The organism is Clostridium sp. (assembly GCF_036642255.1).
GTDB lineage: Bacteria > Bacillota > Clostridia > Clostridiales > Clostridiaceae > Clostridium_J.
Genome location: NZ_JAVWDJ010000011.1, coordinates 18,107 through 43,037, shown reverse-complemented (window position 1 = coordinate 43,037; position 24,931 = coordinate 18,107). Strand labels below are relative to the sequence as shown.

Here is a 24,931-nt window from a genome sequence, read left to right as displayed (position 1 = left end):
TGATGAGAGGTGAATTTATTGAGTACAAAGGATTTAATAAATTGTGAGTTGTGTAGAAGAGATGGAGTAGAACTTACAGAGCATCATCTTACTCCCAGAGAAGTAGGGGGTAGGTATTTAGATATCGCATTACTTTGTACCACGTGTCATAAGCAAATACATGCATTGTTTACAAATAAAGAATTAGGTGTAAAATTAAACACTTTAAATAAATTACTTGAAGATGAAAAAATTAAGAGATATTTAAGATGGGTTGAAAAGCAACCATCAACTGCAGAGTTTACAATAAAAAAGTCAAGACATGTAAGGAAAAGACACCGTAAATAGAAATGTAATTACCGATGAATTATTCATCGGTATTTTTTTATTAACTAATGTGTAAATATTTTCGTTCTGTTTGGCGAAGGAATGCATTAAGCTTCTGTCAATCTAGGGTTTCAAAATTCAACTTTAAATCTGTAAGTAGTAGAAAGCGTTTTTCACAGTGATTTAGTGAGTAATTTTTATTAATTTGGATAGATTAAGAATCAAAGATATAATATTAAGAAGTAAATAGAAGAAGTGAATAATAAACACTTTTAATGTTTATTTGTCAGTTTAATAATAAAATTTGCTATTTTATACTTAAGTTAACTAATTTTGTGATATAATGTTCCTCTGTGAGGTGATATAATGGAAGTTTATTTTGATAATAGCGCAACTACTAAACCTTATGAAGAAGTTATAGAAGAAGTAGCTAGTACAATGAGACATTTTTATGCTAATCCATCCTCTGCTCATACACTGGGATTTAAAGCAGAACAAAAGCTTAGGAAGTGCAGAGAGTCTATAAGTAAAACTATAAATGCTACCCCTGACGAAATAATATTTACTTCAGGTGGAACTGAAAGTAATAACTTTCTTATTAAGGGATTTTGCAAACCAGGAAATCATGTGATTACTTCAAACATAGAGCATTCAAGTGTAAGAAATACTTTTAAGTTTTTAGAAAGTCAAGGTATAAGGGTTACATATATAAGCTTAAACACTGATGGAAAAATAAATTTAGATGAATTAGTAAATGCAATTGAAAAAGATACTGTTTTAGTTAGTATTATGCACGTAAATAACGAAGTTGGAATAATCCAGGATATTGAAAAGATTGGGAAGCTTTTAAAAGAAAAGTCTTCTAGAATTAAATATCATGTAGATGCAGTACAAAGTTATGGGAAAATTCATTTAGATGTGGTTAAATGTAAAATAGATTTAATGAGTACTAGTGCTCATAAACTTCATGGACCACGAGGAGTTGGCTTTGCATATATAAAAAGGGGTCTTGTCCCAATTACATTAATGATTGGTGGAGGACAAGAAAGAAACTTCAGATCAGGTACTGAAAATCTACCAGCTATAGCCGGATTTTGCAATGCTGTAGAGATTATGAATAAAAATTTAAATGATAACTATAAAAAGGTTTTTGAAATTAAAAAATACTTTATTGAAAAACTAAAGGATTTTACATATATAAAAGTAAATAGTAATTTAGAAGAACATTTTATTCCTCATATACTAAATGTAAGTTTTATAGGAGTAAAAGGAGAGGTTTTACTTCATGCCTTGGAAGAACATAATATATATGTATCTACAGGATCAGCATGTTCAGCAAAAGCTGCGAAAACCTCTGAAGTATTGAATGCCTTTGGACTCACATTAGTTGAACAACAAGGCGCTATAAGATTTAGTTTTTGTGAGAGTAATACAAAAGCAGAAGTGGATTATGTAATCGAAAAGCTTAAAGTAGTTTTAATGTTTTTAAGGAGGACTAAAAGATGAATGAGTTATTACTAATAAAATATGCCCCTGAGATATTTTTAAAGGGACTTAATAGGGGGAAATTTGAAAAAAAACTTAAGGATAACATTAAGTTTGTTATAAAGGATATGAATTATGATTTTGTTGAAGATAGTGGAAGATGGTTTATAAAATCCGATAATCTTGAAGAAGTTATTGAAAGAGTTACAAAGATTTTTGGAATCATGGAAGTTTGTATTGTACGCCAAATAGAAAATTCCATGGAAGCAATTGGTGAAGAAGCTTTAAAGGTATTGCAAGAAACAGGAGCGAAAACATTTAAAGTAGAAACAAATAGAGCTAACAAGCAATTTCCTCTAAATTCAATGGAAGTTTCAAGAGAAATAGGTGCTACTATTTTGAACAACCTTGAAGGAGTAACGGTGAACGTAAAGACACCAGAATATATAGTTAACATTGAAATTAGAAATTCAAGTTATGTAATTGCAAAAAAAATAAAAGGTGCTGGTGGACTACCATATGGAATGAATGGTTCCACAATGCTAATGCTATCTGGAGGAATAGATTCACCAGTGGCTGGATATTTAATGGCTAGAAGGGGAGTGGAGCTAAATGCTGTATATTATCATTCACCTCCATATACTAGTGAGAGAGCAAAAGAGAAAGTTAAAATGCTGGCAGATATATTAAAAAGATATACTGGTAATTATAATTTATATATAGTTTCTTTTACGGATATACAATTACAAATTATTGAAAAATGCAGGGAAGACGAGTTAACTATTATTATGAGAAGATTTATGATGAGAATAGCTTGTAAACTTGCTGAAAAGTACAACATACATTCAGTTACCACTGGAGAGAGTATAGGTCAAGTAGCATCGCAAACTATGGAGGCATTAGTAGTTAGTGACGATTGTAGTGATAGACCTGTATTTAGACCTTTAGTTGCTATGGATAAAGTAGATATAATGGATGTCTCAAGAAAAATAGATACTTATGAAACTTCTATTTTACCATTTGAAGATTGTTGTACAATATTTGTCCCAAAACATCCTAAAACTAAGCCTAGACTTGAAGAAATAATTAAGTCTGAAGCAGCACTAGACATCGAAAAGTTAGTAGATGATGCAATCGAAAGCTTAGAAATATACAGATAATTAATTTTGTAATGGAATAAATAGATGTTATAGAAACGAAAAACATTTGTGTTAAATCATACATAAAAATATTTAAGCATAGATAATATCGTCCTAAGATGATATTATCTATGCTTTTCTTTTGGTATATATTTAGCCTGCTTTTTCTATCTCATTAACAATCTTTTTCTTTTTTAAAAAATCTAATTTAGTTTCAGTAGTTATAATTGCTACAAATATTAAACCACATCCTAAAACCATCATTATGTTGAAAATTTCTTTGAAGAATATTATTGAGAATATTGCTCCAAAAAAAGATTCCAAAGAAAGAATAATTGCTGCGTGAGTAGAACTTGTATATTTTTGTGCAATATTTTGAATTAAGAATGCTAAAGTAGTACTGAATACTGCTAGATAGATTATAGAACCAACAGCTCTTAAAGTCATGTTAACTGGCAGTGGTTCGAAAAATATTGCTACAATGAAAGATAATATAGCTGCTACACCCAGTTGAACTATGGTAAGAATTAGTGGATCATCAGCTTCAACATATTTTCCAATTGCAATTATTTGCCCTGCAAAGGCAAAGGCACATATTAAGGTTAATGTATCCCCGTATCCAATGGAAAATCCACCTTGGAGTGTCAAAAACGAAATACCGAGTAAACATATGATTGCTCCAACCAAAGAATAGTTATCAGGTTTCTTTTTTAATAATAACCATTGTAAAAATGGGACAAGGACAACATAAACTGCAGTTAGGAAGGCACTTTTACCTGCTGAGGTGTAATTAATACCCACAGTTTGAAATGCAAAGCCTAAAAATAAAAACACTCCAATTATTGTTCCATTTTTAAGTTGAGTTTTATTTATTTTTTTTACCCTACTGTAAAAAACAATATACATGAGAACAGTGGATAGACCAAATCTAATTGCCATTTGATAAAAAGGAGTAATTACATTTAATGAATCCTTAACGGCAATAAATCCACCTCCCCAGATTACAGCTACTAGAAGTAAGCCGATATCAGCAAATATACTATTTTTTTTGAAAAGTTTTTCCAACACAATCCCTCCCACGTTAATAAATATTATTAATTATTCACTATAATAACTAGTATAATAAAATTCTATATTTATGTAAATTCATAATCATGGACTTATAAAAACTAAAACACCATAAATTTAGCTTTTATGGTGTTTGTAATCATATGATAAAGTTTTTCAGCTTTATTGAATTTTCACAAGGAAAGTAGTAGCGGTTTTTTCATTTTAATAATATAATTTTATTAATTTGCAATTTGAGCAAGCTCTTCAAGTTCTTGGATTTTTGAGTAATTTTCATTAAAAATCTTATTATAACAATAAGAAATAATATCACTACGTTTTATTATACCAATAAAGGTATTTGAATCATCTACCACAGGTACGAAGTTTTGCGATTTAGCTGCTAAAATTAGACTTTCGATGTCAGAGTTTATAGAGACGGCCTTATTACATACGTGTCTGGGTATTTCTTTAATAAGAACTTTCTCTGAGTCTTTAAGATTAAAATCAGGAGTATTTTTGAGTTTCCAAAGAATATCACCTTCAGTTAAAGTTCCAACATATCTTCCACGGTCGTCCAACAAAGGTATAGAAGTATATCTATGATATTCCATCCTTTCCATAGCTCTTCTCATTGTTGAGCTTATCTTTTCAAAGATAACTTCGCTCTTAGGAGTAAGAAAAAAGGCAATATTCATATATAATCATCCTCCGATTAATTTTTATGTTTTCACAATAGAATACGTTTATTTTCATAATTAGTTTCGTTAGAGTAAAACTAATAATTCTATTATACCATTTTTTCTCCTAATTTTAAAAACATTGTTTTAACAAAATGATAAATTTTAAAGAATGTTACAGTGTACACTAATTATATGAAGTTTTATTAATTCTATATTTTATTAAAGATATAAATATAGATGATATAAAGTATTTTGGCGAAGTAATTGCCAATGACCGTCTAATGTTTATAGTATTCTCATCATTAATTAATAAATCATAGTTTATAACAGATATATTTATAATCTTATTGTTTGTATTAATCTTTAGTATATTTCCTGAACTTAAATCATGAGAAAGTGTTGTTTTAAGTATTAAATCTAAAAGTTCCTCATAATGATAGATTTTACATCTTTCAATATTCAGCACTTCAGCCGTAATTTCAAGCGCGGTTAAGATTGTAGTGTTCCCATCAGGTATTTTCTGTGTATATTTACTTATTTCTGCAATAACTCTACTTAGAATTAGGTTCTTTTTACTATATGCTTTGTAATTAATTGATTTCAATATAAGATTTAATTCTTCATCATTTAATGGCAATAAAAGTGAGTTATCTTTTATTTTTTCATCATGAAAATAATAATAATTACCAATAATTCTTTTGAATTTTTTTAGAGTATCAAAATACCCAATATCAATATTTCGAATTAGTTTATCTTTTTCAAAGTGGAAAAGGGGGCCAAGATCCTCAGAACACTCGACTTCAATTATGTTCTTTTTTTCTTTTGGAAACTTTTTTACTTTTCCGGGACCGTGAATATTCACAGTAATTATAGCTGATATATTTTTTTCTAAAAGCATTTCAGCAGGTATATTATTGTAAACTCCACCATCAACAAACTTTTCACCTTGAATTTCACTTTGCTTAAACCCAGGAAAACAAGAACTAGCCATTAGATAATCTATAAGTTGTCCTTGAGGAATAGATTCTATAAAGATTTCTAAAGGTCTGAAATTACTTAGTGAATAGGTAACAATTCCAAAATCAATATTTGAATTTCTAATTTTTTCTTCATCTAAATAGTCTTGCAGTAAGTTTTTAAAAGGAGTAATGTCAATACCTTTATTCTGAAAAGCACTTTTAATTAAGTTTGGGATATCTTTAATAACAAGCTTATCTCTATGAGTCAAAGTTTTTTCACTTGCTATAAAACATCTATAAAAATCTAAATTTAACCAAAGTTCATTTGCTAGATTGAAGCCTCCTTGAATAAAAAGAGCCCCATTAATTGAACCAATTGATGAGCCCGCAATCGCCGAAACTTCGATGTTGAGTTCATTTAATGCTTTCCAAACACCTAGCTCATAAGAACCTCTAGAACCACCCCCGCCTAAAACTAGTCCATACGTCATTATGGTATCCTCCTTAATATAAGTAGTCTTATTATTATTTTACTCAAAAGAAATAATAAATGATAACAAAAAATTCAAATTTAGTACTCAATAGTTATTCTAATTTATTTGTAACCATAATGTAGGTAATTTTATGCTCAAAGTTTGTTGACTATAGTAAAATTTAACTATATACTTTAGAGATAATATTAAATAGGAGGTATAACTATGGAATTTAAAGCTGAAGCTTCATTAATACAAGCAATTGCTTCGGAAAACATAAAAGAAGTGAGAGAAGTTTTATGTGAGTATATTAGAAGAGAACCTGGAAATATAGAAGAAATAATGAGAGCAGTAAATTATTCTAAAGAGTTATTAGAGGGGATATTTGATTCACATAATAATAAGGAATTTAAAGATACTGAACATTGGAATAAAGAATATTTCTTAAATATTTTGAAGGATTTAAAAGAAAATTTTTCCGAAGTTAGATTTCAACATGCTTGCTTAGTAGGAGCGCACATTTACCCAAGAGAAAACTATAATGATACAGTAATAATTAATAATACTAAGCCAGTTACAGATATGGAACTACAAGTTGAAAAACTTAAAACAACTGTAGCTTTGGGAATAGGGTTGATTATTGGTTTTGCTTTAGGCAAAAAGTGGAATAAATAAATCTGAAAATTCTTACATAGAGATCCGAATGATATATAAAATATGGAGTATTACTTATCAAAAGTCCCTTTACTATTTTAATAGGGGATTTTTGATAATTACATTGTCAAAACTAAAATCGACTTAATGAATATGGTTCATATATAATGCTTTAAATAATAATGCAAAAATTCAGCGTTCATGGTTACAAATTAAGCAAAGAAAAAAATATTTTTATGATATTTTTTAAACTCTTATGCTCAATATTAGTTCTAATAAGAATACCTCATTAAAGTGTACATATGTTTTTGATAGGTCTTAAGAATTAAGGTTACCATTCTATAACTATCATGATCCAAATTTGGATTTTCCTGTATCAATCTATTACCCATCATGATACCTTCGTTTGCTAAATTATATGCCTCAGTTAATATATTGTCATTATAACTTAATCCTAAATTACTCATTTCCGGACTGAAATTTGTTGGGTTTTCCATATAAAAATTTATACTATTTGACCAGGTTCCTCCAAGTTTATTAACTTGGGAACTTAAAGTCATCAATTGAGCTTTAAAATCCTTTTCCATCTCTGATATACTGTAATTTAACAGTTCATTAGAGGATTTTTTTTTATAATCATCAAAGAAATATAGATCCGTTTGAATCTTTCTTAAAAACTCTTCTAGTTGACTAATTACCAATTTATTTTCCATGGTTTCCTCTCCTTATATAAAGTAAACTTTTGAAAAAAGAAAGTTTATTTTAAATTAGTATTGTCGAAAAGAAAAAAAATATGCGCGTAAATAGCGAATCCGAGAAGATGTGAACCTAAAGTAATTAGTCTAAGCAAATGTCTTATAAGTAGAAACAAAGCTATATTATTTAATAGAGCATAAAAAAAGAAGATCAAAATAATATAATTTTGATCTCCTTTTTTACATTAAAATTTATATCTTAAATATATTAAATTCAACTATGCTTCAGCAGCAATTTTTTCAGCTGGCTTAACCTTTTCCATAGTGATTCCAGTGTATCCTAAGATTACTGAAACTACTGGGTTGATTAGATTTAAGAAACAGTATGGTAAGTACCCTAAAGTAGCAACCCCTAAAGTTGTGCTCATAAAGGCACCACATGTATTCCATGGAACAAGAGGAGAAGTTAAAGTACCTGCATCTTCAAGACATCTTGAAAGGTTTTTAGCTGCAAGACCTCTTTTTGAAAACTCATTTTTATACATTCTTCCTGGAATAACAATTGATAGATATTGATCTCCAGCAAGAATATTACATACAATACAAGATACTATAGTTACTAATACTAATGAGCCAGTACTTACAGCAAATCTTAATAACTTTTCTGCCATTAACTCAAGGAATCCGGCTTTTTCCATTACTCCACCGAAAGTCATAGCGCAAATAATTAATGAAACTGTAAACATCATACTTTGTAAACCACCACGGTTAAGCAGTTCATCTACCATTTCAATTCCACTTTCACCAACATAACCATCATTTAAAACTGAAAGTACTCCACCAAAATCAGTTTTTTGTACTAACATTGCTAATATTGCACCAAGAAGTACACCAATAAATAATCCAGGAATAGCAGGGAATTTTTTTACAACTAAAATTATTACAACCACAGGAGGTAATAATAATATTGGACTAATTACAAATGAATCACTTAATCCATCAAAAATAATCTGTAATTGAGATTGATCGATTTCTTTACCAGAAAATCCGAATCCCATTATTCCAAAAATAATTAATGAAATAATTAGGCTTGGACCAGTAGTGTATATCATGTGCTTAACGTGGTCAAATAGCGTTGCGCCAGCCATAGCAGGTGCTAAGTTTGTAGTATCTGATAAAGGTGACATTTTATCACCAAAATAAGCTCCAGAGATTACAGCTCCAGCAACCATTTCTTTTGGAATGTCAAGGCCTATTCCAACACCTAATAGTGCTATACCAACTGTACCAGCGGTTGTCCAAGAACTACCTGTAGCTAATGAAACTATACAACAAATTATGCATGTCGCTACTAGGAATATCCCAGGGGATAAAATTTGAAGACCATAGTAAATCATAGTAGGTACTGTTCCACTTACAATCCATGCTCCAATAACCATACCTATTATCATAAGTATTAGAATTGCTTGCATAGACATTTGTATTGTGTTTATTATGCCGTCTTCTAGATCTGCCCAAGTATAACCAACCTTAAGAGCCATTATAACAGCAATAACTGTTGCAAGAACTAGAGGAATGTGTGGGCTAGCATCATATACCATGATTCCAACTGAAAGAGAAATAATAAGTGCTAATATTGGGATTAAAGCTTCCCACATTTTCGGTTTACGAATTTCTTTCATTAATAAATACGCCTCCTTTAAAGTAAAAAAATGAATAAATTGATAACTTGTTTAAACTTATTTTACAGTATTAATGTAAACATTTCAATAATATTCTGAATAATTTTAAAAATAACAATCTTTAGTTTTCATTGATGCAAAAAAACAGAAAAAAATGGTAGTATAAATGATGTATTTTGATGTTTTATAGAAAAAGTTTATATATTTCATGCAAAACTGCAAAAAGTATTGCGCAAAATTATATAAATACACCTACAATTTTAGACATCTTAATTTGATTGCAGAAATATAATCAATAAATTAACAATCAAATAATACAAAAAATTAAAAATACTTTACAATTATTCTATAATAAGATAAATATTGGTATGTTGATGAATAGTAAAGATTATGTGCTCATAAATAGATTCTTTTTAAATATAGATTTGATTAAATGAATATTTCCATAATTGAAAAATAAGTATATTAACCGTTATTTAGAGTGCAAATAATTATGCATCTCACTATTCAGTTTTTATGAATATACATACATAAAAAATCTATTTTTATATATAGCTAAATTAAACCAATGCTAGTCCTATCAATAAGTTTGCCATGTACGATTAGTATATTAAATATAAACGCAAGTATATTATGCATAAAAATAACCACTTATATATGTATAATGTTTTTTTAAATATAAGTCAATAGGATTTAAAGAATTTATAAGTATGTAGTTTTTGCCAACTATGATCCAAGTTGAAATTTAACTTTAAGTTTTTAGAAAAGAATATATCAATCTGATTTTTCATGCAAACTTAATATTAAACATTAACTTGAATGCTAAAATTGTATTATACTTCTGAGAAATTACTTTTGTTTTCATGCATTGAAGTTTCTTAAAAGAAAGTTAGTAGAATTCTTTAGTTTTTATAAGAATATTATTGAATAATATTGTATTAAAAAGTAAAATTGAGATGAACAAATTTTACACTTCAAAATCATTAATACTAGTGTCATTAATGATAAAAGGGTGTAGGTTCCTAAAAATAAAATAATATTTGGAGGGATTATTATCTGTAAGTTTAAAGGTATAATTACCACACTATTAACAGTACTACTTATTTACTCGACATTAATGATGTCAACTATTTTTATCACCAAGATTAAAACTATATATTATTTTGATATTAACTACTTAAATATTTCTAAAGTATCTGGTATCCAAATCAGTGAAATAAAGAGAAATTATGATTATACGATTAATTATATTTTTGATAATTCTATTGAGGAATTTAAGCCGCCAACTTTGCCATCATCATTGGATGGATCACAACATTTTAAAGAAGTAAGAGATTTATTTAATTTAGGAATTAAATTATTAATAGTAGCAGTATTTGCAGCATTGATACTAATTTATATTTTATGGAAAAACAAAATTAATATTAATTTTCTTAAATATAGTGGACTAACATTATTAACTCTTCCTTTAATATCTCTTTTACTGATTAATGTAGATTTCACAAATGCTTTTACTATTTTTCATAAAATAATGTTTAATAACGATAAGTGGTTATTAAATCCAGTAACTGATCCAATAATAAACATGATGCCGGAAGAGTTTTTCGCTCACTGTGGATTAGCTATTATACTATTATCGGCATTTGTAGGTTTTTTGCTTTATTTTATTTATAGGTACATAAACAAAAAAAATATAAAATCTAATTGGAGATTAAAATGACAAAAACAAGATTAGCAAAAGCTGCTACCGTTATTATGATTATGACATTAATAAATAAGGCAGTTGGTTTTTTAAGAGATTCATTGGTAGCTAGTGCTTTTGGGACAACATATCAAACTGATGCTTATAATATGGCAATGCAAATTTGTGATATTCTCTTTATAATGATTGCCTTAGCTATTACCACTACTTTTATACCAATTCTCAGTGAGGTATTAACTAAAAAAAGCAAAGAAGAAATGTTTAGGTTTGCAAACAACATTATTAATATTCTATTACTGATTTCTATTTTTTTAGTAACATTAGGATTCATTTTCGCACCTCAAATTGTTAGGATAATTGCACCTTTATTTAAGGATGAAACTTATACCCTCGCAGTTCAACTAACAAAGATCAGTATATTTAGTTTAGTTTTTCTCATAATTAACGCAACGTTTACTGCAGTTCTTCAAACTTTGGATGATTTTTTAGGTCCTGCAATTGTAGGTGTGCTTTTAAATCTCCCAATAATTATCTATATAATTTTAGGGGCCAAAGGTGGTGTAGTTGGACTAACAGTTGCTACTGTAATTGGTATGTCTTTAAGAACGTTGGCACAGATTCCATTTTTAATGAAACATGGCTTTAAGTTTATAATTATCTTTGATTTAAAAGATCATAGAGTTAAAAAGATGGTTAAGTTGATTTTACCTGTAATTATAGGAGCAAGTGCAAATCAGATTAATAGACTGGTTAATAATGCTTTAGGTTCAGGATTACCCAAAGGAAGTATCGCAGCATTGGGATTCGGTGACAGAGTATCTGACGTGTTTTACTCCATCTTTGCTGTAGCAATAGTCACAGTGGTTTTTCCAGCACTTTCAAGAGCTATTAATGATAATAATAAAAATGAGTTTAAAAAATATATTACATCATCAGTAAATAATATATTTTTATTTATGATTCCATGCACTGTAGGCATTTTAGTTTTAAGTGTTCCTATTATAACAATATTATTTAAAAGGGGAGTTTTTGACGACAATTCAGTTTATATGACTTCTAATGTATTAACATTCTATGCTATAGGACTTCCATTTTATAGTATAAGAGACATATTTAATAGGGCACTTTATGCAATGCAAGATACTAAAACTTCAACTTATAATGGAATAATTTCGGTATTGATTAATATTGGTTTAAATCTTGTTTTAATTAATTTTATGGGGTTAAGTGCTCTGCCATTTTCTTCTTCTATAGCCGCTGCAATATGTGCTATTTTGTTGTTTAAAAGTTTGGATAACAAAATTGGTAACATTGAGAAGAAATCAATTTTTAAAACAACATTTAAAATTACTTTGTCCTCTGTTATAATGGGGATTGTAATTTGGTTTATATACAAAGTTACTTACCATACAGTGGGTGGAACCCTAGGAATATTATTTGGTTTGGTTATTTCATCAATAATGGGTATCGCTGTGTATTCCTTAGCTTTATTAGTTTTAAAGGTTGACGAATTCAATATAATTTGGAGAGAATTAAGAAAGAAAGTTAAGAGATAAATGGTGGGTTCAGTAATAGTGTTTTATTAAGTTTGAATTGATTTTAGAGGTGATTATATGGGAGATGTATTTGAAGAATTATTCCCTGATAAACGATACGAAAATGAGGGAGAGAGTGTTCTTAGACAGAGCCAGTTTGTTATGTTGAGAATTCTCAAGATAGTAAATTATATTTGTGAAAAACATGATATTAAATATTGGCTAGATGGAGGAACTTTACTTGGGGCTGTAAGGCATGAAGGATTTATACCATGGGATGACGATATTGATATTGGAATGACAAGAGAAGATTATATTAAATTTATAGCTATTGCTCCTAAGGAACTCCCTGCTGATTTATTTATTGAATGTCCTGAGACTGCAAAAAAATCTGTTAGTACTTGGGCACAAATAAAAGACAGAAAATCTTTTATAGACCAAAAGGGAGCTGAAGGATGTCATCCTGGTATGTATGTTGATATATTTCCATTTGACAGTTTTAGTACTAACTTTATGAAAAAAAACTTTTACGAGAAACTGCATAAACATCTTTTTATTAAATCTTTTCTTGTAAATGCACCATTTAAGAAGCCTTACTTTAAAGGAAGCAATCTTCTAAAAAATATTATAAGATTTATTCTAAGACTTACTATAGTATTTTCTATTTTTACACATAAGAAAATATATAAGAGAAGCTTAAAATCAAGGGACAAAAGAATATGTTCAATAATGAAGAATCCTAAAACAAATTATGGATATGGAACAGATATATTAAATTGGAACAAAGAGTTTAGTTCTGAGGAGATTTTTCCATTAAAATACCTAAAATTTGAAGGTAATGAATTTCCAGTACCTAATAAATATAACATTATATTAACTAAATTATATGGTGAAAATTTTATGACTCCACCTCCAGAACATAATAGAATTCCACATAATACTTTAATGAAACCTATAATTTCCGAGGAGGATGCTGAACGAATTAATAAAGGATTTGATTATGTATTAAAGGAAAAAACACTAAATTGATATGTATTAGTTTTAAATATGAAAGTATCAATATATTTTACATAAAGAAATTTAATGTATAAAATGACTTTCCGTAAGTAATTATCTGGCTTTTTTTATTCCTCTAAAATATCAGTAGATAAACTAATAAAAATTAATGAAAGCAGCTATAAAGTTTATAACTTTGCAGCTGCTTTCATTAACTAAAACTTTTAATTATCAAAAGTTTAGTTCGGGAATATGTGATATTTCATAAGATAGTATCAAAGGGACGTTAAATAAATGATATCTCAACAATTTTTCCTAACTCTTTCAATATAGCCTCAAGTTCTTTAACTACTTTCACCTTAAGATTAAAATCTTTGGGAAATAATGGATTTTGATGAGCAGGATTAATAGACTCACCAACCCAAATATGAATGTGGGTGGCATCTTCTAAGAGAAGTTTGCACAATTGAGAGGCACCATCATATCCTTCAATAATTTTAGGGATAATTTTTTTTCTTCTTTCACTTAGATAAGTTAACAAGATTTCTCTAGTCTTATTTAAAGTTAAGAGTCCTTCTGTAACAAGATCTATGCCATCCATATACCCCATAGGTGGAACCTCAGCATCATAATGTTGCAAATCTATATTTATTGGTTTACCTAATGCATTTGAGACTATATTTGCTGTAGTACCACCACAGAGGACTTTTTTACCTTTAGCTGCTTTTATAGCATTTATCATGTAAGTATCGTCCTCTTTATTTTTGGGTGGCCCAGTAAATATATCAATATACTGCGCTTTTTTTAATTTTATTGTAATTACTGTTGTATCGTCACCAGGCTTGTCATCGTATAGATTTTTACATACTTCAAGTAAGTGTCTACAAATATTTTCAGAGGTTTTCTCTTTTCCAACTAGGTTTTTCAAAAAATCATTAATGTGTTCCCATTGCCAACCTAAGTTTAATAGTTGTCCCACCCCAGCATGAACTGCACCATCACTTACAATAGTTAGAGTATCATTTTCACTCATAAAAAACTTGGTTTCAAAGATAATTTTATTATTTATCTTTCTTTCTTCCTTTAGAAGATCACTGGCCCTATTATTTCTAAAGAAAAAAATAGGGGGGTTGTCATATTCCACCATATATACTTCACCATTGTTTTTTATATTAATCACAGTGAAAGTAGAGTAGGCAAGCTTTCGAACTTGGCATTCTGGTAAAGTATTTGTAATTGTTTCTATAGTTTCATCAATAGTAGCTCCTTCCTTAAGCATCGTAACTGCAATTTTAGATGTTAAGGTAGCTAAAATATTAGCTTTTACACCACTACCTAATCCATCTGACATCACTACTATTAATCCATCTTTTGTGTTTGCCACTTCAACGTTATCTCCACAGAGTTCTTCACCAAATTTATTTAAACTAAAATTAGCTACATCTATAAAAAAACTTTTCATACTTCGTTTTCCTCTTGCAAAACTTTCTTAAGCTTCATAAGAGCAACCTTAGTTTCTGCGGTGGTTTCACCAAGAAGGCTTGCAATTTCTTGCGCAACTCTCATTTGCTTATCTATAATGCTTTGTGTTACATCTACTGCATTATGTTTAAGCTTCGAAAGCTCGAATTTGCGCTTTTCCTCAGCGGTTATATCTGTGTAGATCACAAGTAGTGCGGCTTGTTTTTCCATATAAATAATGCTTCTGTATGCGTGATAATTATAGTTACTATAATAGATCTTGTTTTTTATCATACTTTCACAGGATTTAACTACTAACTGAAAATCATTATCAGCAATTAAAGAGTTGATTGGTGTCCCTAGTAATTCATCTTTTGTCATATTAAAAAGTTTTTCACCTATAGGATTAATTTCTTTGATATTTAATGCTTTATCTAAAATTAATATAATATTAGGGGAATGATTAAATATTTCATTAGTAGTACGTTCAGCCATGCTTCTCATATATGGAACGCACATTTCGGTTTGTGACATACCTTGAGATACAGCTATTGCTTTTTCATAGCAAGTGTTATATCCACAAGCTCCACAATTTAACTCATCTTCCTTTTCATATTTACCCATCTTGTTTAAAATTTGAATAATTTCTTCTTCTTGAGGAATATGAAAGCTTATTCTCTTATTTGTAAAGGTTCTATTTAAAGGAAGTTTTAGGGGAGAAATCAAAGTGTGTTTATCACTTTTATCATTAGTTAAGTATTTTTGAAGTCTTTGGATTCTATTATAAATGCTGTCACCTGAGGTAGACCCACCTGGACCTCCAAGGCAGCTTTCATTACATGCACTTAATTCTATACATACATTTTTTAAACTTCCTTTTTTAAGCTCTTCTAAAACTTCTTTACAATTTTCCATGCCGTGTATTCGGATTAAATCTAAGTGCCTGCCCTTAAGGGTAGGAGATATAGCGGTAAGGATTCCTCCAACTACAGGGTATTTATCCCCGCGGCTAGTACCTCCATAAGTAACTTCACTATTCGGTAGAGTATTATAATCAACATCCTCAGATTTTAATAGTTTTATAATTTCATCAAAAGTAAGTACTGAATCTATGATTTCAGCATTATCTTCAGATAAAGCTTCACACTTCTTTGAGATACATGGACCAATAAAAACGACATAAGGGTCTTTGTATCTATTTTTTATGCTCATACCGTGAGCAATCATTGGTGAAACCACTGGAATAATTTTTGAAAGTAATTCGGGATAGTATTTTTCAATAAGCATTACTACTGAAGGACAACAGCTCGTTAAAAATTCTGTTTCATAACTAGATTCAACTATGTTTTCATACTCTGCTGAAACCATTTCAGCTCCGATAGAAACCTCCTCAATGTAAGAAAAACCTAAATTATATAAGGCAGTTACAATTTTAGGAGCATCTTTAAAGAAGCCTCTAAAAGCTGGAGCAATTTGCGCTATAACATTTCTTTTACTCTTAAGAGCAGCTTTCACATTATCAATATCTGATAAGATATTTCTCGCATTTTGCGGACAAACAACTAAACAATGACCACAAGTAACGCATCTTTCCTCAACAATTTGTGCTTGGTCATCCTTTACTTCTATAGCTTTAACACTACAAGTTCTGACACATTTATAACAATTTTTACAGTTGGCTCTCGTAAAATTCATCACTTGCATAAATCTATCTTCTCCTTTATGTAGATATTAAAAAACTCCTCTACATTATCACAATCTACTTCATACACTGCATCGTCATCTATTGAAACAGACACAGCGTTGGTGCAATGGCCTAAGCAAAAGGCAGCTTTAAGTTCAACTTTTTCAATTAATTTATTAGCTTCTATTAAAGTTTTCATTTTACTTATGACCTTATGGGATCCTTTTACATAACAGGCACTTCCTACACAAACTTTCACTACCATATTTTTATGCCTCCTTATTGGATTATAATAACATTATAGAACTTTGTGAAAGTTTGGTCAATCTAACTAATGAATAAAAGAGCGTTTTGCTAGAAAATATATTAAAGAAATAAAATAAACTTTTGTTTTCAAAATTACTTATAAGTAGTAACCTACATTAAATATTTTAAATAAAAATAAGCACTATTAATAAACTTATTAATAGTGCTTAAATTTAACACAGGACAATTCATAAGATTGACTATAAAAAGTAAAAATAATTTTTAAGCAGAAAAGGTTTTGAAAATAGAATACTTCTAGGCACCTTCATTTAAAAATCTGTATTGAGCCATATAAAGCTTATAGTAAAAACCTTTTTTATTAATTAGCTCTTCATGAGTTCCAGATTCAACAATATCACCTTCGTCAACTACCATAATCTTGTCACAATCTCTAATGGTTGAAAGTCTATGAGCAATAACAAAGGATGTTCTTCCGTATAAGAGTTTGTTAATTCCTTTTTGAACCAAGATTTCAGTAGCAGTATCAATGTTAGAGGTGGCTTCATCTAATATTAATATTCTAGGATTTGCAAGAAGTGCTCTTGCAAAAGAAATAAGTTGACGTTGACCTACAGAAAGTCTTGATCCTCTTTCATTAACTTGTGTATCATATCCATCTTCAAGACTAATTATAAAATCATGGGCACTAACAGCTTTTGCAGCAGCAATAACTTCTTCATCAGTTGCATCTAACTTTCCATATTTTATATTTTCTTTTATAGAAGCTGAAAATAAAAAAGTGTCTTGGAGCATGATTCCCATTTGATTTCTTAAAGAATGTAAGTTGACTTCCTTAACATTTTTTCCATCAATGAGAACCTCACCTCTAGTAGTGTCATAAAATCTGCTTACTAAGCTTGTAATTGTAGTCTTGCCAGCGCCAGTAGGGCCAACAAGTGCAACGGTTTCACCAGGCTTTATTTTAAAATTTACATTATGAAGCACAGGTATATGCTTTTCATAACCAAAAGTTACATTCTTAAACTCTACTGAGCCCTTAATAAAGGGCATCTTTTCGTTTGATTCTAATTCATTAATATCAGGAACTATATCCATAATCTCGAATATTCTTTCGGCTGCTGCAAAGTTCGTAATCAAAGTATTATAGAAAGAAGCTATATTTAAAACTGGTCTCCAGAACATGCCAGAGTAGGAGATAAAAGCAGCTATTGTACCTACAGAAATTGAACCAGATTGTGATAGTACTGTACCATACCAGAATATAATTATATAGCTAAGTCCCCAAGAAAAATCCACTATTGGCCAAAAGAAATCATTATAGAGAACAGCTTTAACAAAAGAACCCATTAAATCATTAACAGAATCTCTAAAATTCTTAGAAGTTTCTATTTCATGAGTGAAGTTTTGAATTATTCTTATTCCGGAAAAAGCTTCGTGGGTAAATCCATTTAAATTTGAACGTTTTTGTCTGTATTTTTGCCACTTTGATCTAATAAATACTTCCAATCCAAATAGAAATACAAATAAGAAGGGCACAACAGTTATTGATAGAAGTGCAAGTTTTATATTGAGATAAAACATAATACCCGTAACGCATAGAATTGTTAGACTTTGAGGTATTAAGGTAGTAACTGAGCTTGAAAAAAGTTCAGACAAAGAGTTTACATCACCAACAACTCTTGCGAGGATTTTGCCTACGGGTCTCTCGTCAAAAAATGAAAATGAAAGCTTTTGTATATGAATATATAATTCTTGTCTTATTGTTAATAGAATTTTATTTGTAATTTTATTCATTTGTAAGATTGATAGTCTACTCGCATACATACTAATAATATTTACTATTAATAAAACTCCGCTAATTAATAACATCCCTTTGATATTTTTTACCTTAATAAAATTATCTATAGCAATTTGTAAAATCATCGGGCTTAATAGTCCAGCTACCATAATAACAATCATTAATGCAATGATTAAAGAAACCTTAGCTTTGAAGGGTTTTAAATAGTTAAATAACCTTCCAAGTATCACCTTATTTTTTAAGGAGACTACTTTTTCATCTTGGTTTACTGTATTTTTCCCCATATTAGCACACCTCCTCTTCTTGAAGTGATAAAAAGTCTTTAAACTGGGTTCTATAGATCTCAAAATATTTACCGCCTTGATTTAGTAAACTATTATGATCTCCCATTTCTACTATTCTTCCGTTCTCCATATAAACAATAATGTCAGCGTTTTTTACTGCTGATATTCTATGAGCAATTATAAAGGTAGTAACCTTCTTATCGTTATGATATAAATTCTTTAATAGCTCATATTCTGTTTCCATATCTAGTGCAGAGGTGGAATCATCTAAGATTAAGATAGAACAATCGCGAATTAATGCTCTAGCAATACATAATCGTTGTTTTTGTCCTCCTGAAAGTCCAAGGCCTCTTTCTCCAATTAAAGTATTATAACCGTCTTCTAATTCATCGATAAATTCTTTTGCACAAGCAAGTCTGCATGCCTTTTGTACTTCTTCTAGAGTTGCATTTGGCTTACCGTATTTAATATTATTTTCAATAGTATCAGAAAATAGAAAGGAATCTTGAGGTACAATTGAAATTGAACTTCTAAGAGTATTCAAATCTATTTCTTTTATATCAACACCATCTATTTTTAAAAAACCTTTAAAAATGTCATAATTTCTATTAATTAGACTGATCAGTGATGATTTTCCAGAACCTGTTGTTCCCATTATAGCTACTGTAGTTCCAGCTTTAATATCTAAATTTATATTTTTAAGTGCAGGCTTTTCTTTATATCGAAAGAAAACATCTTCAAAAGATATGTCACCTTTGATATCACTTAACATTGATAAGTTTCCATTGTTCTCTATGGAAGGATTTACCTTTAGAATATCATCAATCTTCTTTGCTGATGCGCTACTTTGTGATAGTAAGCTAACAAGCCATCCAAGCATTCTCATTGGCCAGATTAATAACCATAAATAATTTATAAAAGCCAAAAGTGTTCCAACCGTCATTTCATCTTGAATAACTAAAATTCCTCCAAAACAAGTTACTAGTACTATAGATAAGTTACCTAAGAATTCCTCTATAGGATAAAATTTTCCCCAAACCTTTGCTCGTTCCATATTTAAATCAAAATTTTTATTGTTATATTTTAAAAATTTTAATATTTCATGTTTTTCTCTTGCGAAGGCTTTAACTAGTTTTACCCCGGCTATATTTTCCTGAGCGGTAGTATTAAGCTGTGCAGTATGATCACTAATTTTTTCAAAGACCTTATCAAGTTTTTTCTCAAGTTTCAATGTGATAACTGCTATAATAGGCATAGTTATAAGCGCTACTATTGTTAAAAGTAAATTAATTCTAATCAAAAGAATAGATGCTAAAATAAAGTACACTATATTTTCAATGAATAATCGTAATCCAAAACCTAAAACCATCCAAATATTATCTACATCTTCTCCAACTCTTGACATTAATTCTCCAGTATTCATTTTGTCAAAATATGAGAAAGATAAGCTTTGAATATGGTTAAAAAGTTTTTGCTTTAATTCTTTTGCAACCTTTGATGCAAGATAATCAAAGAGAAACTCTTTTAAATAACCAAAAACAAATTTAGTTATAGTAATTACTCCGATACCCCAAAGTATAGTGCTTAAAAGATGATACTGACTTTTCATGATAACTTCATCGGTAAGAACTTTTATAAGATAAGGATTTACTAAGTCTGCAACGATGACAATAATCATAGAGATGGTACCAAAAAAAGTGAGAAGGTTATGATTCTTAGTGTAGCTTAGAATTTTTTTCATTTTATCCGCCCCCTTATAGTGCATGTAACTGCTACAATAAAAAAGCTGCATTCGAATAACCCAAAAAAGTTATAGGAATACAGCAATAAATACATTTATACATAAAAAATCCTAGGGAGCTACCCTAGGATTTTATTACAAAAACATGTTTTAAAAACCTATACTTTGAGGTAGGGTACATTTAATTTCAATATTAAATTTAAATAATTTATAAACAGATCTATTATTTAACATTTTCCTACCTCCTTTTAAAATATTTGCTCTATTTAAAGTATAGCCAATTTTAGTAAATATTGTCAATAATATTTTGAAATATTTTTGGTGTTGAATAAGGAATTATATTGATAATAGTTTTTCATTAAAGTATAACAAGTTTAAATTGTATGATTAAGCTTATAAAGATAATTATATCTATAAAATATGAAAAAAATATTTTTATATATCTTGTGCTTGTAACGTTTTGTATTTTTTTATCAAAACTCACGTGTTGTTTGTTTTTAAAAGTATTTGTTTAGTTAATTTTAAATATTAATACATATAATTTTTCAATACTTAAACAGTAGGTAACTTTTATCTCTAGAACTAAAACTGAAATTAAAATTTAATGATTATAAGGATATATATAAAATTCAATTAAAAAATTTTTATTTATATCTTCACAAATTAAAGTTAAGTACTATAATTGTAAATATAAATTAATTTTTTCACACTAAATAATAAAATACTAAATTTTCATAAAAGAGGGAAGAGTGTTATGAAATTATTTTTTATGTCAGATATACATGGTTCCTTAAAATATGCACAAAAGGGACTGGAAGCTTTTAAAAAAGAGAAAGCGGATTATTTAATACTTCTAGGTGATTTATTGTACCATGGTCCAAGAAATTCCTTGCCTGAGGAATATAACCCAAAAGAAGTTGCAAACCTGCTTAACAAGCACAAGGATATAATTGTAAGTGTAAGGGGAAACTGTGATGCTGAAGTTGATGGAATGATTTTAGAATTTCCATGTATGGCAGATTATAGTATAATCTTGCACAGTGGCAAAAGAATTTTTGTTACCCATGGACATTTATATGATGAAAATAGGTTACCAAATTTATCTAAGAATGATATTCTAATTTATGGTCATACACATATACCCATGGCAAAAAGTGTTAATGGTGTATATATATTTAATCCTGGATCTATATCACTTCCTAAAGAAAATCATCCAAGTACCTATGGCATTATGGAGGACAATAATTTTCAAATAAAAACCTTTGATGAAAAATTGTATATGGAAACTAACTTTTAAAAAGATATAATTTAAAAATAGAGTGCCAAACTTAAGGCACTCTATTTTTATCTAGCTTTTTATATTATATGAATGATTTTTATAATGTTAATCTTCATTCAATATACTAAATATATAAGTAAGTCTAGTTGCGTGCTCTTGCTCGTCTGTAATAATTTCAAAAAGCATATCCCTTAATCCTATGGTTGGAAGCATTGATTGGATTCTTCTATACATCTCCACAGCTTCTAATTCTCCATTAATACTAGCTTCTACAGCATCAATTAATTCATCATATTCCTGTACTTCTGGGACAGGTATGTCTATTTCTTTTCCAGTGAATTGATAGAAAATGTATTGGAACATTTTATAGTGTTTACCTTCATCTTCATAAGCAAATACAAGCTGTTCCTTTACTTTATCGTTTTTTGTCATCTCCATCATATTCTTGTACTTAATCCTATCGTACCTCTCATCTTTCATTGCATCTATTAAAAGATCAATGAATTTTTTAGAGGTATTGTTCATTTCAGCATAATTTCTATTTTCATTTTGATACATCAGAGATCCTCCTGAATAAAATATTACGCTATTTAAAGCACTACAATATATTATGTTACTTGAAATTTTTAGTTACTAGAGTAACTGTAGTAATAAAAAATAAATATTAGGAAAACATAGTTATATAAATTTAGTAGATTTCTAAAGTAATAAAAGAATCGCAATCAAACTTTACGCTAATAAAATTCCCACAATAAGTTTTAAACTTAATATTTTTCTGTGTAAATAAGTAAACGTAAAATCATTGAAATTATAATTGGATAGAATAATAATCTTCTATAAATAAACTTATATGTTTAAAATATGTATTTATATATTTTGGTAACAAAAGGTACCGATAATAAACATAACTTATTGTAAAATAAAATTATATTAGTGGTATAAAATTTAAAATATGCTAAGGAGTGATTCTAATGAAAGCAATAGATTTAATGGTTGAAGAACATAGAAATATAAAAAGAGTTCTTAAAGTGATAAGAAAATACTGTGTAAATATTCTAAATGGTGAGGAGATAGATTATAAAGATTTTTATAAAATTATAGATTTTGTAAGAATCTATGCAGATAAACATCATCATGGGAAAGAAGAGGTTTTCTTATTTAACAAAATGATAGATGAAATAAAAGGACCAGCTGAGAAGCTCGTAAAACATGGAATGCTTGTTGAACACGATTTAGGAAGATTATTTATTCAAAACTTGGAAGTTGCCCTAAAATCATATGAAGCAGGTAATATGGATTCCAGAGTTGATATCATTGCAAATTCTGTAGGTTATGCTGACTTATTGGAAAGGCACATAGCAAAAGAAGATGACGTTGTTTATAAATTTGCAGAAAATAAACTTTCAAAAGGAACATTAGATAAACTAGATGAGGAGTGTTCAGATTTCGAATTAAAAGCAGAAGGTGAGAAATTACAAAATAAATATTTAGAATTAATAAATGAATTAGAGAATAAAGTAGCCAGTATTAAATAAAATTAATATTAGATTGTTATAGAGAAGTTCAGATAAAATAAATCGGAACTTCTCTTTTGATTTCAAAATTGGTTTATTTCTTCAAAATAAAATCATCCTAGCTTTACTGGGAAAAAAGGAATAATTTTAATTGCTTTTTTAGAAACATTTCTTCATAAAAATCTTCACTTTGTAGCATACTTTTACTACATGCAATTTAAAACTCAATAATTAAAAAGAAATAATTACAACGAAATCATAGTAAAGTTTATAAATAGAAATGATTAGTAGAAAACTCTGTACAAAATCTTGGATTACAATTTAAAGCCATTTGATGATAATTATAATTTTCAACAATTGATTGGAAAAGGTTTTATATAAAAGGGAGTGTTGATATGAAAGCTATTGAAATTTATAAATTTAAATTATTGAAATCAAGTATTCTTATATTAACAATAACGTTTTTAATAATCCATGTATTTTCAGTAAAAGAAGTATTAGCTGAACCAATACATTCTAAAGAAGAAATCACAAATGCAGTTATACAAATCTTTCAAAATAGAAATAAAGCAATTTTAAATCAAGATGTTGAGATTATAGATTCAATTTATGATACAAAAACAAAATATGGCACTTGGGCTATGGAGCATGAAAAAAGAAAAATGAAATATCTACATAATTGGGAGGAAAAGCAAGGTGTTAAATTTATAGAGATAATCCCAACTGTTGTAATAAGAAGTATTAAAGGGACAGAAGGTAAGTATTCAATAAACTTATTATGTTCAACAGAATATAAATATGTATATGGAGATCAGGGAGACAATGTTAATAGTTCTAGAATTGGTACTTATCATGTTTTAAATCTGTGCAATACAGATGGTATTTGGTTTATTACTAAAGAGTGGTATAAGGACCCTTTTGCAGATTCATTAGATTTAGATAATATAAAAACTGATTCAATTAAAGAATTTATATCAAATCAAACTCCTAGAGATTTTTCAAAGCTTCATGAAAGAAGAATCAAATCAGTAGAATATGCTGAAAAATATTGTGGTGCTGCTAGTGAAGAACAGTTTGGATTCAAATATAATAAACAGTATAGAGACTATAATCCACAGGGTGGAGATTGCGCAAATTTTGCATCTCAAATATTATTTGAGGGTGGAAAATTCAGGAGAAATGGTGGCTGGAATTATGATAAAAGTGGGGCAACAAGAGCCTGGGTAAATGCTGATGGGTTCAAAAATTATATGATTAACAGTGGAAGAGCTTCAGTGATTGCCCATGGAAGTTATGAGAAGGTTTATAAAGCTTCATATAAACTCTTACCAGGAGACTTTGTGGCATATGAAAAAAAAGGTGATATAACCCATATTTCTATGGTTACTGGTGCTGATTCTAAAGGATATTCTTTAGTAACTTGCCACAACAGTGATAGAAACAAGGTTCCTTGGGATCTGGGATGGAGTGATAAAAAGATAAAGTTTTGGCTAGTTCGTGTACATTTCTAAAAAACTGATATGCTGACAAGTTATACAAGTCAATGC

At 28.9% G+C, this 24,931-nt stretch carries 21 protein-coding genes; 10 read left to right on the top strand and 11 right to left on the bottom strand.

Translation table 11 applies throughout. From position 1 onward, the window contains the following. Positions 1-18: 18 nt before the first annotated feature. The 3 genes from RR409_RS08245 (at position 19) to thiI (ending at position 2,951) form a co-directional block, all read left to right on the top strand. The gene (locus RR409_RS08245) at positions 19-327 is read left to right on the top strand and encodes an HNH endonuclease (RefSeq protein ID WP_332557263.1); all 309 of its coding nucleotides are present in this window, start codon (positions 19-21) and stop codon (positions 325-327) included. Between the two features lie 345 nt (positions 328-672). Beyond that, positions 673-1,812, top strand: a complete 1,140-nt coding sequence (locus RR409_RS08240) for a cysteine desulfurase family protein (protein WP_332557262.1) — start codon at positions 673-675, stop codon at positions 1,810-1,812. Then, entirely contained in the window at positions 1,809-2,951 is a 1,143-nt protein-coding gene (gene thiI, locus RR409_RS08235; protein ID WP_332557261.1) for a tRNA uracil 4-sulfurtransferase ThiI, read from the top strand. Before RR409_RS08240 ends, thiI begins: the two co-directional genes overlap by 4 nt. Before the next feature lie 132 nt (positions 2,952-3,083). Here thiI and RR409_RS08230 read toward each other — a convergent pair whose 3' ends face one another. From RR409_RS08230 to RR409_RS08220, 3 genes are all read right to left on the bottom strand, one after another. Then, positions 3,084-3,995, bottom strand: coding sequence for a DMT family transporter (locus RR409_RS08230; protein WP_332557260.1), 912 nt, complete (start codon positions 3,993-3,995; stop codon positions 3,084-3,086). A gap of 224 nt (positions 3,996-4,219) precedes the next feature. After that, positions 4,220-4,675 (bottom strand): CBS domain-containing protein, encoded by a 456-nt coding sequence (locus RR409_RS08225; protein ID WP_332557259.1) that lies wholly within the window; start codon positions 4,673-4,675, stop codon positions 4,220-4,222. Positions 4,676-4,844: 169 nt separating this feature from the next. After that, the gene (locus RR409_RS08220; RefSeq protein WP_332557258.1) at positions 4,845-6,110 is read right to left on the bottom strand and encodes a patatin-like phospholipase family protein; all 1,266 of its coding nucleotides are present in this window, start codon (positions 6,108-6,110) and stop codon (positions 4,845-4,847) included. Positions 6,111-6,317: 207 nt separating this feature from the next. Here RR409_RS08220 and RR409_RS08215 point away from each other — a divergent pair, with 207 nt between their 5' ends. Then, complete coding sequence (locus RR409_RS08215) at positions 6,318-6,767, top strand: hypothetical protein (protein ID WP_332557257.1); 450 nt, start codon at positions 6,318-6,320, stop codon at positions 6,765-6,767. Between the two features lie 251 nt (positions 6,768-7,018). Here RR409_RS08215 and RR409_RS08210 read toward each other — a convergent pair whose 3' ends face one another. Both RR409_RS08210 and nhaC read right to left on the bottom strand, forming a co-directional pair. Continuing rightward, entirely contained in the window at positions 7,019-7,459 is a 441-nt protein-coding gene (locus RR409_RS08210) for a hypothetical protein (RefSeq protein WP_332557256.1), read from the bottom strand. 260 nt (positions 7,460-7,719) lie between these two features. Further along, on the bottom strand, positions 7,720-9,123 hold the full coding sequence (gene nhaC / locus RR409_RS08205) for a Na+/H+ antiporter NhaC (RefSeq protein WP_332557255.1): 1,404 nt from the start codon (positions 9,121-9,123) through the stop codon (positions 7,720-7,722). A 1,033-nt stretch (positions 9,124-10,156) separates the two neighbouring features. On the opposite strand from nhaC, the gene RR409_RS08200 reads away from it, so the two are divergent. From RR409_RS08200 to RR409_RS08190, 3 genes are read left to right on the top strand one after another with little or no spacing between them, the layout of a single operon-like run. After that, positions 10,157-10,843, top strand: coding sequence for a TIGR01906 family membrane protein (locus RR409_RS08200; RefSeq protein ID WP_332557331.1), 687 nt, complete (start codon positions 10,157-10,159; stop codon positions 10,841-10,843). After that, positions 10,840-12,381: a murein biosynthesis integral membrane protein MurJ gene (gene murJ, locus RR409_RS08195; protein ID WP_332557254.1), complete on the top strand. Its 1,542-nt coding sequence runs from the start codon at positions 10,840-10,842 to the stop codon at positions 12,379-12,381. The genes RR409_RS08200 and murJ overlap by 4 nt, the downstream gene beginning before the upstream one ends. 57 nt (positions 12,382-12,438) lie before the next feature. Beyond that, positions 12,439-13,389: a LicD family protein gene (locus tag RR409_RS08190; protein ID WP_332557253.1), complete on the top strand. Its 951-nt coding sequence runs from the start codon at positions 12,439-12,441 to the stop codon at positions 13,387-13,389. Between the two features lie 253 nt (positions 13,390-13,642). On the opposite strand, the gene RR409_RS08185 is transcribed toward RR409_RS08190, so the two are convergent. The 5 genes from RR409_RS08185 to RR409_RS08165 form a co-directional block, all read right to left on the bottom strand. Then, positions 13,643-14,818 (bottom strand): SpoIIE family protein phosphatase, encoded by a 1,176-nt coding sequence (locus tag RR409_RS08185; protein WP_332557252.1) that lies wholly within the window; start codon positions 14,816-14,818, stop codon positions 13,643-13,645. Further along, positions 14,815-16,521: a [Fe-Fe] hydrogenase large subunit C-terminal domain-containing protein gene (locus RR409_RS08180; RefSeq protein WP_332557251.1), complete on the bottom strand. Its 1,707-nt coding sequence runs from the start codon at positions 16,519-16,521 to the stop codon at positions 14,815-14,817. The genes RR409_RS08185 and RR409_RS08180 overlap by 4 nt, the downstream gene beginning before the upstream one ends. Further along, positions 16,512-16,766 (bottom strand): NAD(P)H-dependent oxidoreductase subunit E, encoded by a 255-nt coding sequence (locus RR409_RS08175; protein ID WP_332557250.1) that lies wholly within the window; start codon positions 16,764-16,766, stop codon positions 16,512-16,514. Before RR409_RS08175 ends, RR409_RS08180 begins: the two co-directional genes overlap by 10 nt. 296 nt (positions 16,767-17,062) lie before the next feature. Continuing rightward, positions 17,063-18,850, bottom strand: coding sequence for an ABC transporter ATP-binding protein (locus RR409_RS08170; RefSeq protein WP_332557249.1), 1,788 nt, complete (start codon positions 18,848-18,850; stop codon positions 17,063-17,065). Between the two features lies 1 nt (position 18,851). Further along, positions 18,852-20,591: an ABC transporter ATP-binding protein gene (locus RR409_RS08165; protein ID WP_332557248.1), complete on the bottom strand. Its 1,740-nt coding sequence runs from the start codon at positions 20,589-20,591 to the stop codon at positions 18,852-18,854. A 754-nt stretch (positions 20,592-21,345) separates the two neighbouring features. On the opposite strand from RR409_RS08165, the gene yfcE reads away from it, so the two are divergent. Continuing rightward, positions 21,346-21,888 carry a phosphodiesterase gene (yfcE, locus tag RR409_RS08160; RefSeq protein ID WP_332557247.1) on the top strand — a complete coding sequence of 181 codons (543 nt, stop codon included), beginning with the start codon at positions 21,346-21,348 and terminating at the stop codon, positions 21,886-21,888. Between the two features lie 87 nt (positions 21,889-21,975). Here yfcE and RR409_RS08155 read toward each other — a convergent pair whose 3' ends face one another. Continuing rightward, positions 21,976-22,428 (bottom strand): ferritin-like domain-containing protein, encoded by a 453-nt coding sequence (locus tag RR409_RS08155; RefSeq protein WP_332557246.1) that lies wholly within the window; start codon positions 22,426-22,428, stop codon positions 21,976-21,978. Between the two features lie 413 nt (positions 22,429-22,841). Here RR409_RS08155 and RR409_RS08150 point away from each other — a divergent pair, with 413 nt between their 5' ends. Both RR409_RS08150 and RR409_RS08145 read left to right on the top strand, forming a co-directional pair. Beyond that, positions 22,842-23,405 carry a hemerythrin domain-containing protein gene (locus RR409_RS08150; RefSeq protein ID WP_332557245.1) on the top strand — a complete coding sequence of 188 codons (564 nt, stop codon included), beginning with the start codon at positions 22,842-22,844 and terminating at the stop codon, positions 23,403-23,405. Positions 23,406-23,779: 374 nt separating this feature from the next. After that, positions 23,780-24,895, top strand: coding sequence for an amidase domain-containing protein (locus RR409_RS08145; RefSeq protein WP_332557244.1), 1,116 nt, complete (start codon positions 23,780-23,782; stop codon positions 24,893-24,895). Positions 24,896-24,931 lie beyond the last annotated feature (36 nt).

Excerpts from the sequence above, each read along its gene's own strand:
- RR409_RS08240 (WP_332557262.1), top strand. The coding sequence starts at position 673 with ATGGAAGTTTATTTTGATAATAGCGCAACTACTAAACCTTATGAAGAA.
- thiI (WP_332557261.1), top strand. The coding sequence starts at position 1,809 with ATGAATGAGTTATTACTAATAAAATATGCCCCTGAGATATTTTTAAAG.
- RR409_RS08225 (WP_332557259.1), bottom strand. The coding sequence starts at position 4,675 with ATGAATATTGCCTTTTTTCTTACTCCTAAGAGCGAAGTTATCTTTGAA.
- RR409_RS08220 (WP_332557258.1), bottom strand. The coding sequence starts at position 6,110 with ATGACGTATGGACTAGTTTTAGGCGGGGGTGGTTCTAGAGGTTCTTAT.
- RR409_RS08215 (WP_332557257.1), top strand. The coding sequence starts at position 6,318 with ATGGAATTTAAAGCTGAAGCTTCATTAATACAAGCAATTGCTTCGGAA.
- RR409_RS08210 (WP_332557256.1), bottom strand. The coding sequence starts at position 7,459 with ATGGAAAATAAATTGGTAATTAGTCAACTAGAAGAGTTTTTAAGAAAG.
- nhaC (WP_332557255.1), bottom strand. The coding sequence starts at position 9,123 with ATGAAAGAAATTCGTAAACCGAAAATGTGGGAAGCTTTAATCCCAATA.
- murJ (WP_332557254.1), top strand. The coding sequence starts at position 10,840 with ATGACAAAAACAAGATTAGCAAAAGCTGCTACCGTTATTATGATTATG.
- RR409_RS08190 (WP_332557253.1), top strand. The coding sequence starts at position 12,439 with ATGGGAGATGTATTTGAAGAATTATTCCCTGATAAACGATACGAAAAT.
- RR409_RS08185 (WP_332557252.1), bottom strand. The coding sequence starts at position 14,818 with ATGAAAAGTTTTTTTATAGATGTAGCTAATTTTAGTTTAAATAAATTT.
- RR409_RS08180 (WP_332557251.1), bottom strand. The coding sequence starts at position 16,521 with ATGCAAGTGATGAATTTTACGAGAGCCAACTGTAAAAATTGTTATAAA.
- RR409_RS08175 (WP_332557250.1), bottom strand. The coding sequence starts at position 16,766 with ATGGTAGTGAAAGTTTGTGTAGGAAGTGCCTGTTATGTAAAAGGATCC.
- RR409_RS08170 (WP_332557249.1), bottom strand. The coding sequence starts at position 18,850 with ATGGGGAAAAATACAGTAAACCAAGATGAAAAAGTAGTCTCCTTAAAA.
- RR409_RS08165 (WP_332557248.1), bottom strand. The coding sequence starts at position 20,591 with ATGAAAAAAATTCTAAGCTACACTAAGAATCATAACCTTCTCACTTTT.
- yfcE (WP_332557247.1), top strand. The coding sequence starts at position 21,346 with ATGAAATTATTTTTTATGTCAGATATACATGGTTCCTTAAAATATGCA.
- RR409_RS08155 (WP_332557246.1), bottom strand. The coding sequence starts at position 22,428 with ATGTATCAAAATGAAAATAGAAATTATGCTGAAATGAACAATACCTCT.
- RR409_RS08150 (WP_332557245.1), top strand. The coding sequence starts at position 22,842 with ATGAAAGCAATAGATTTAATGGTTGAAGAACATAGAAATATAAAAAGA.
- RR409_RS08145 (WP_332557244.1), top strand. The coding sequence starts at position 23,780 with ATGAAAGCTATTGAAATTTATAAATTTAAATTATTGAAATCAAGTATT.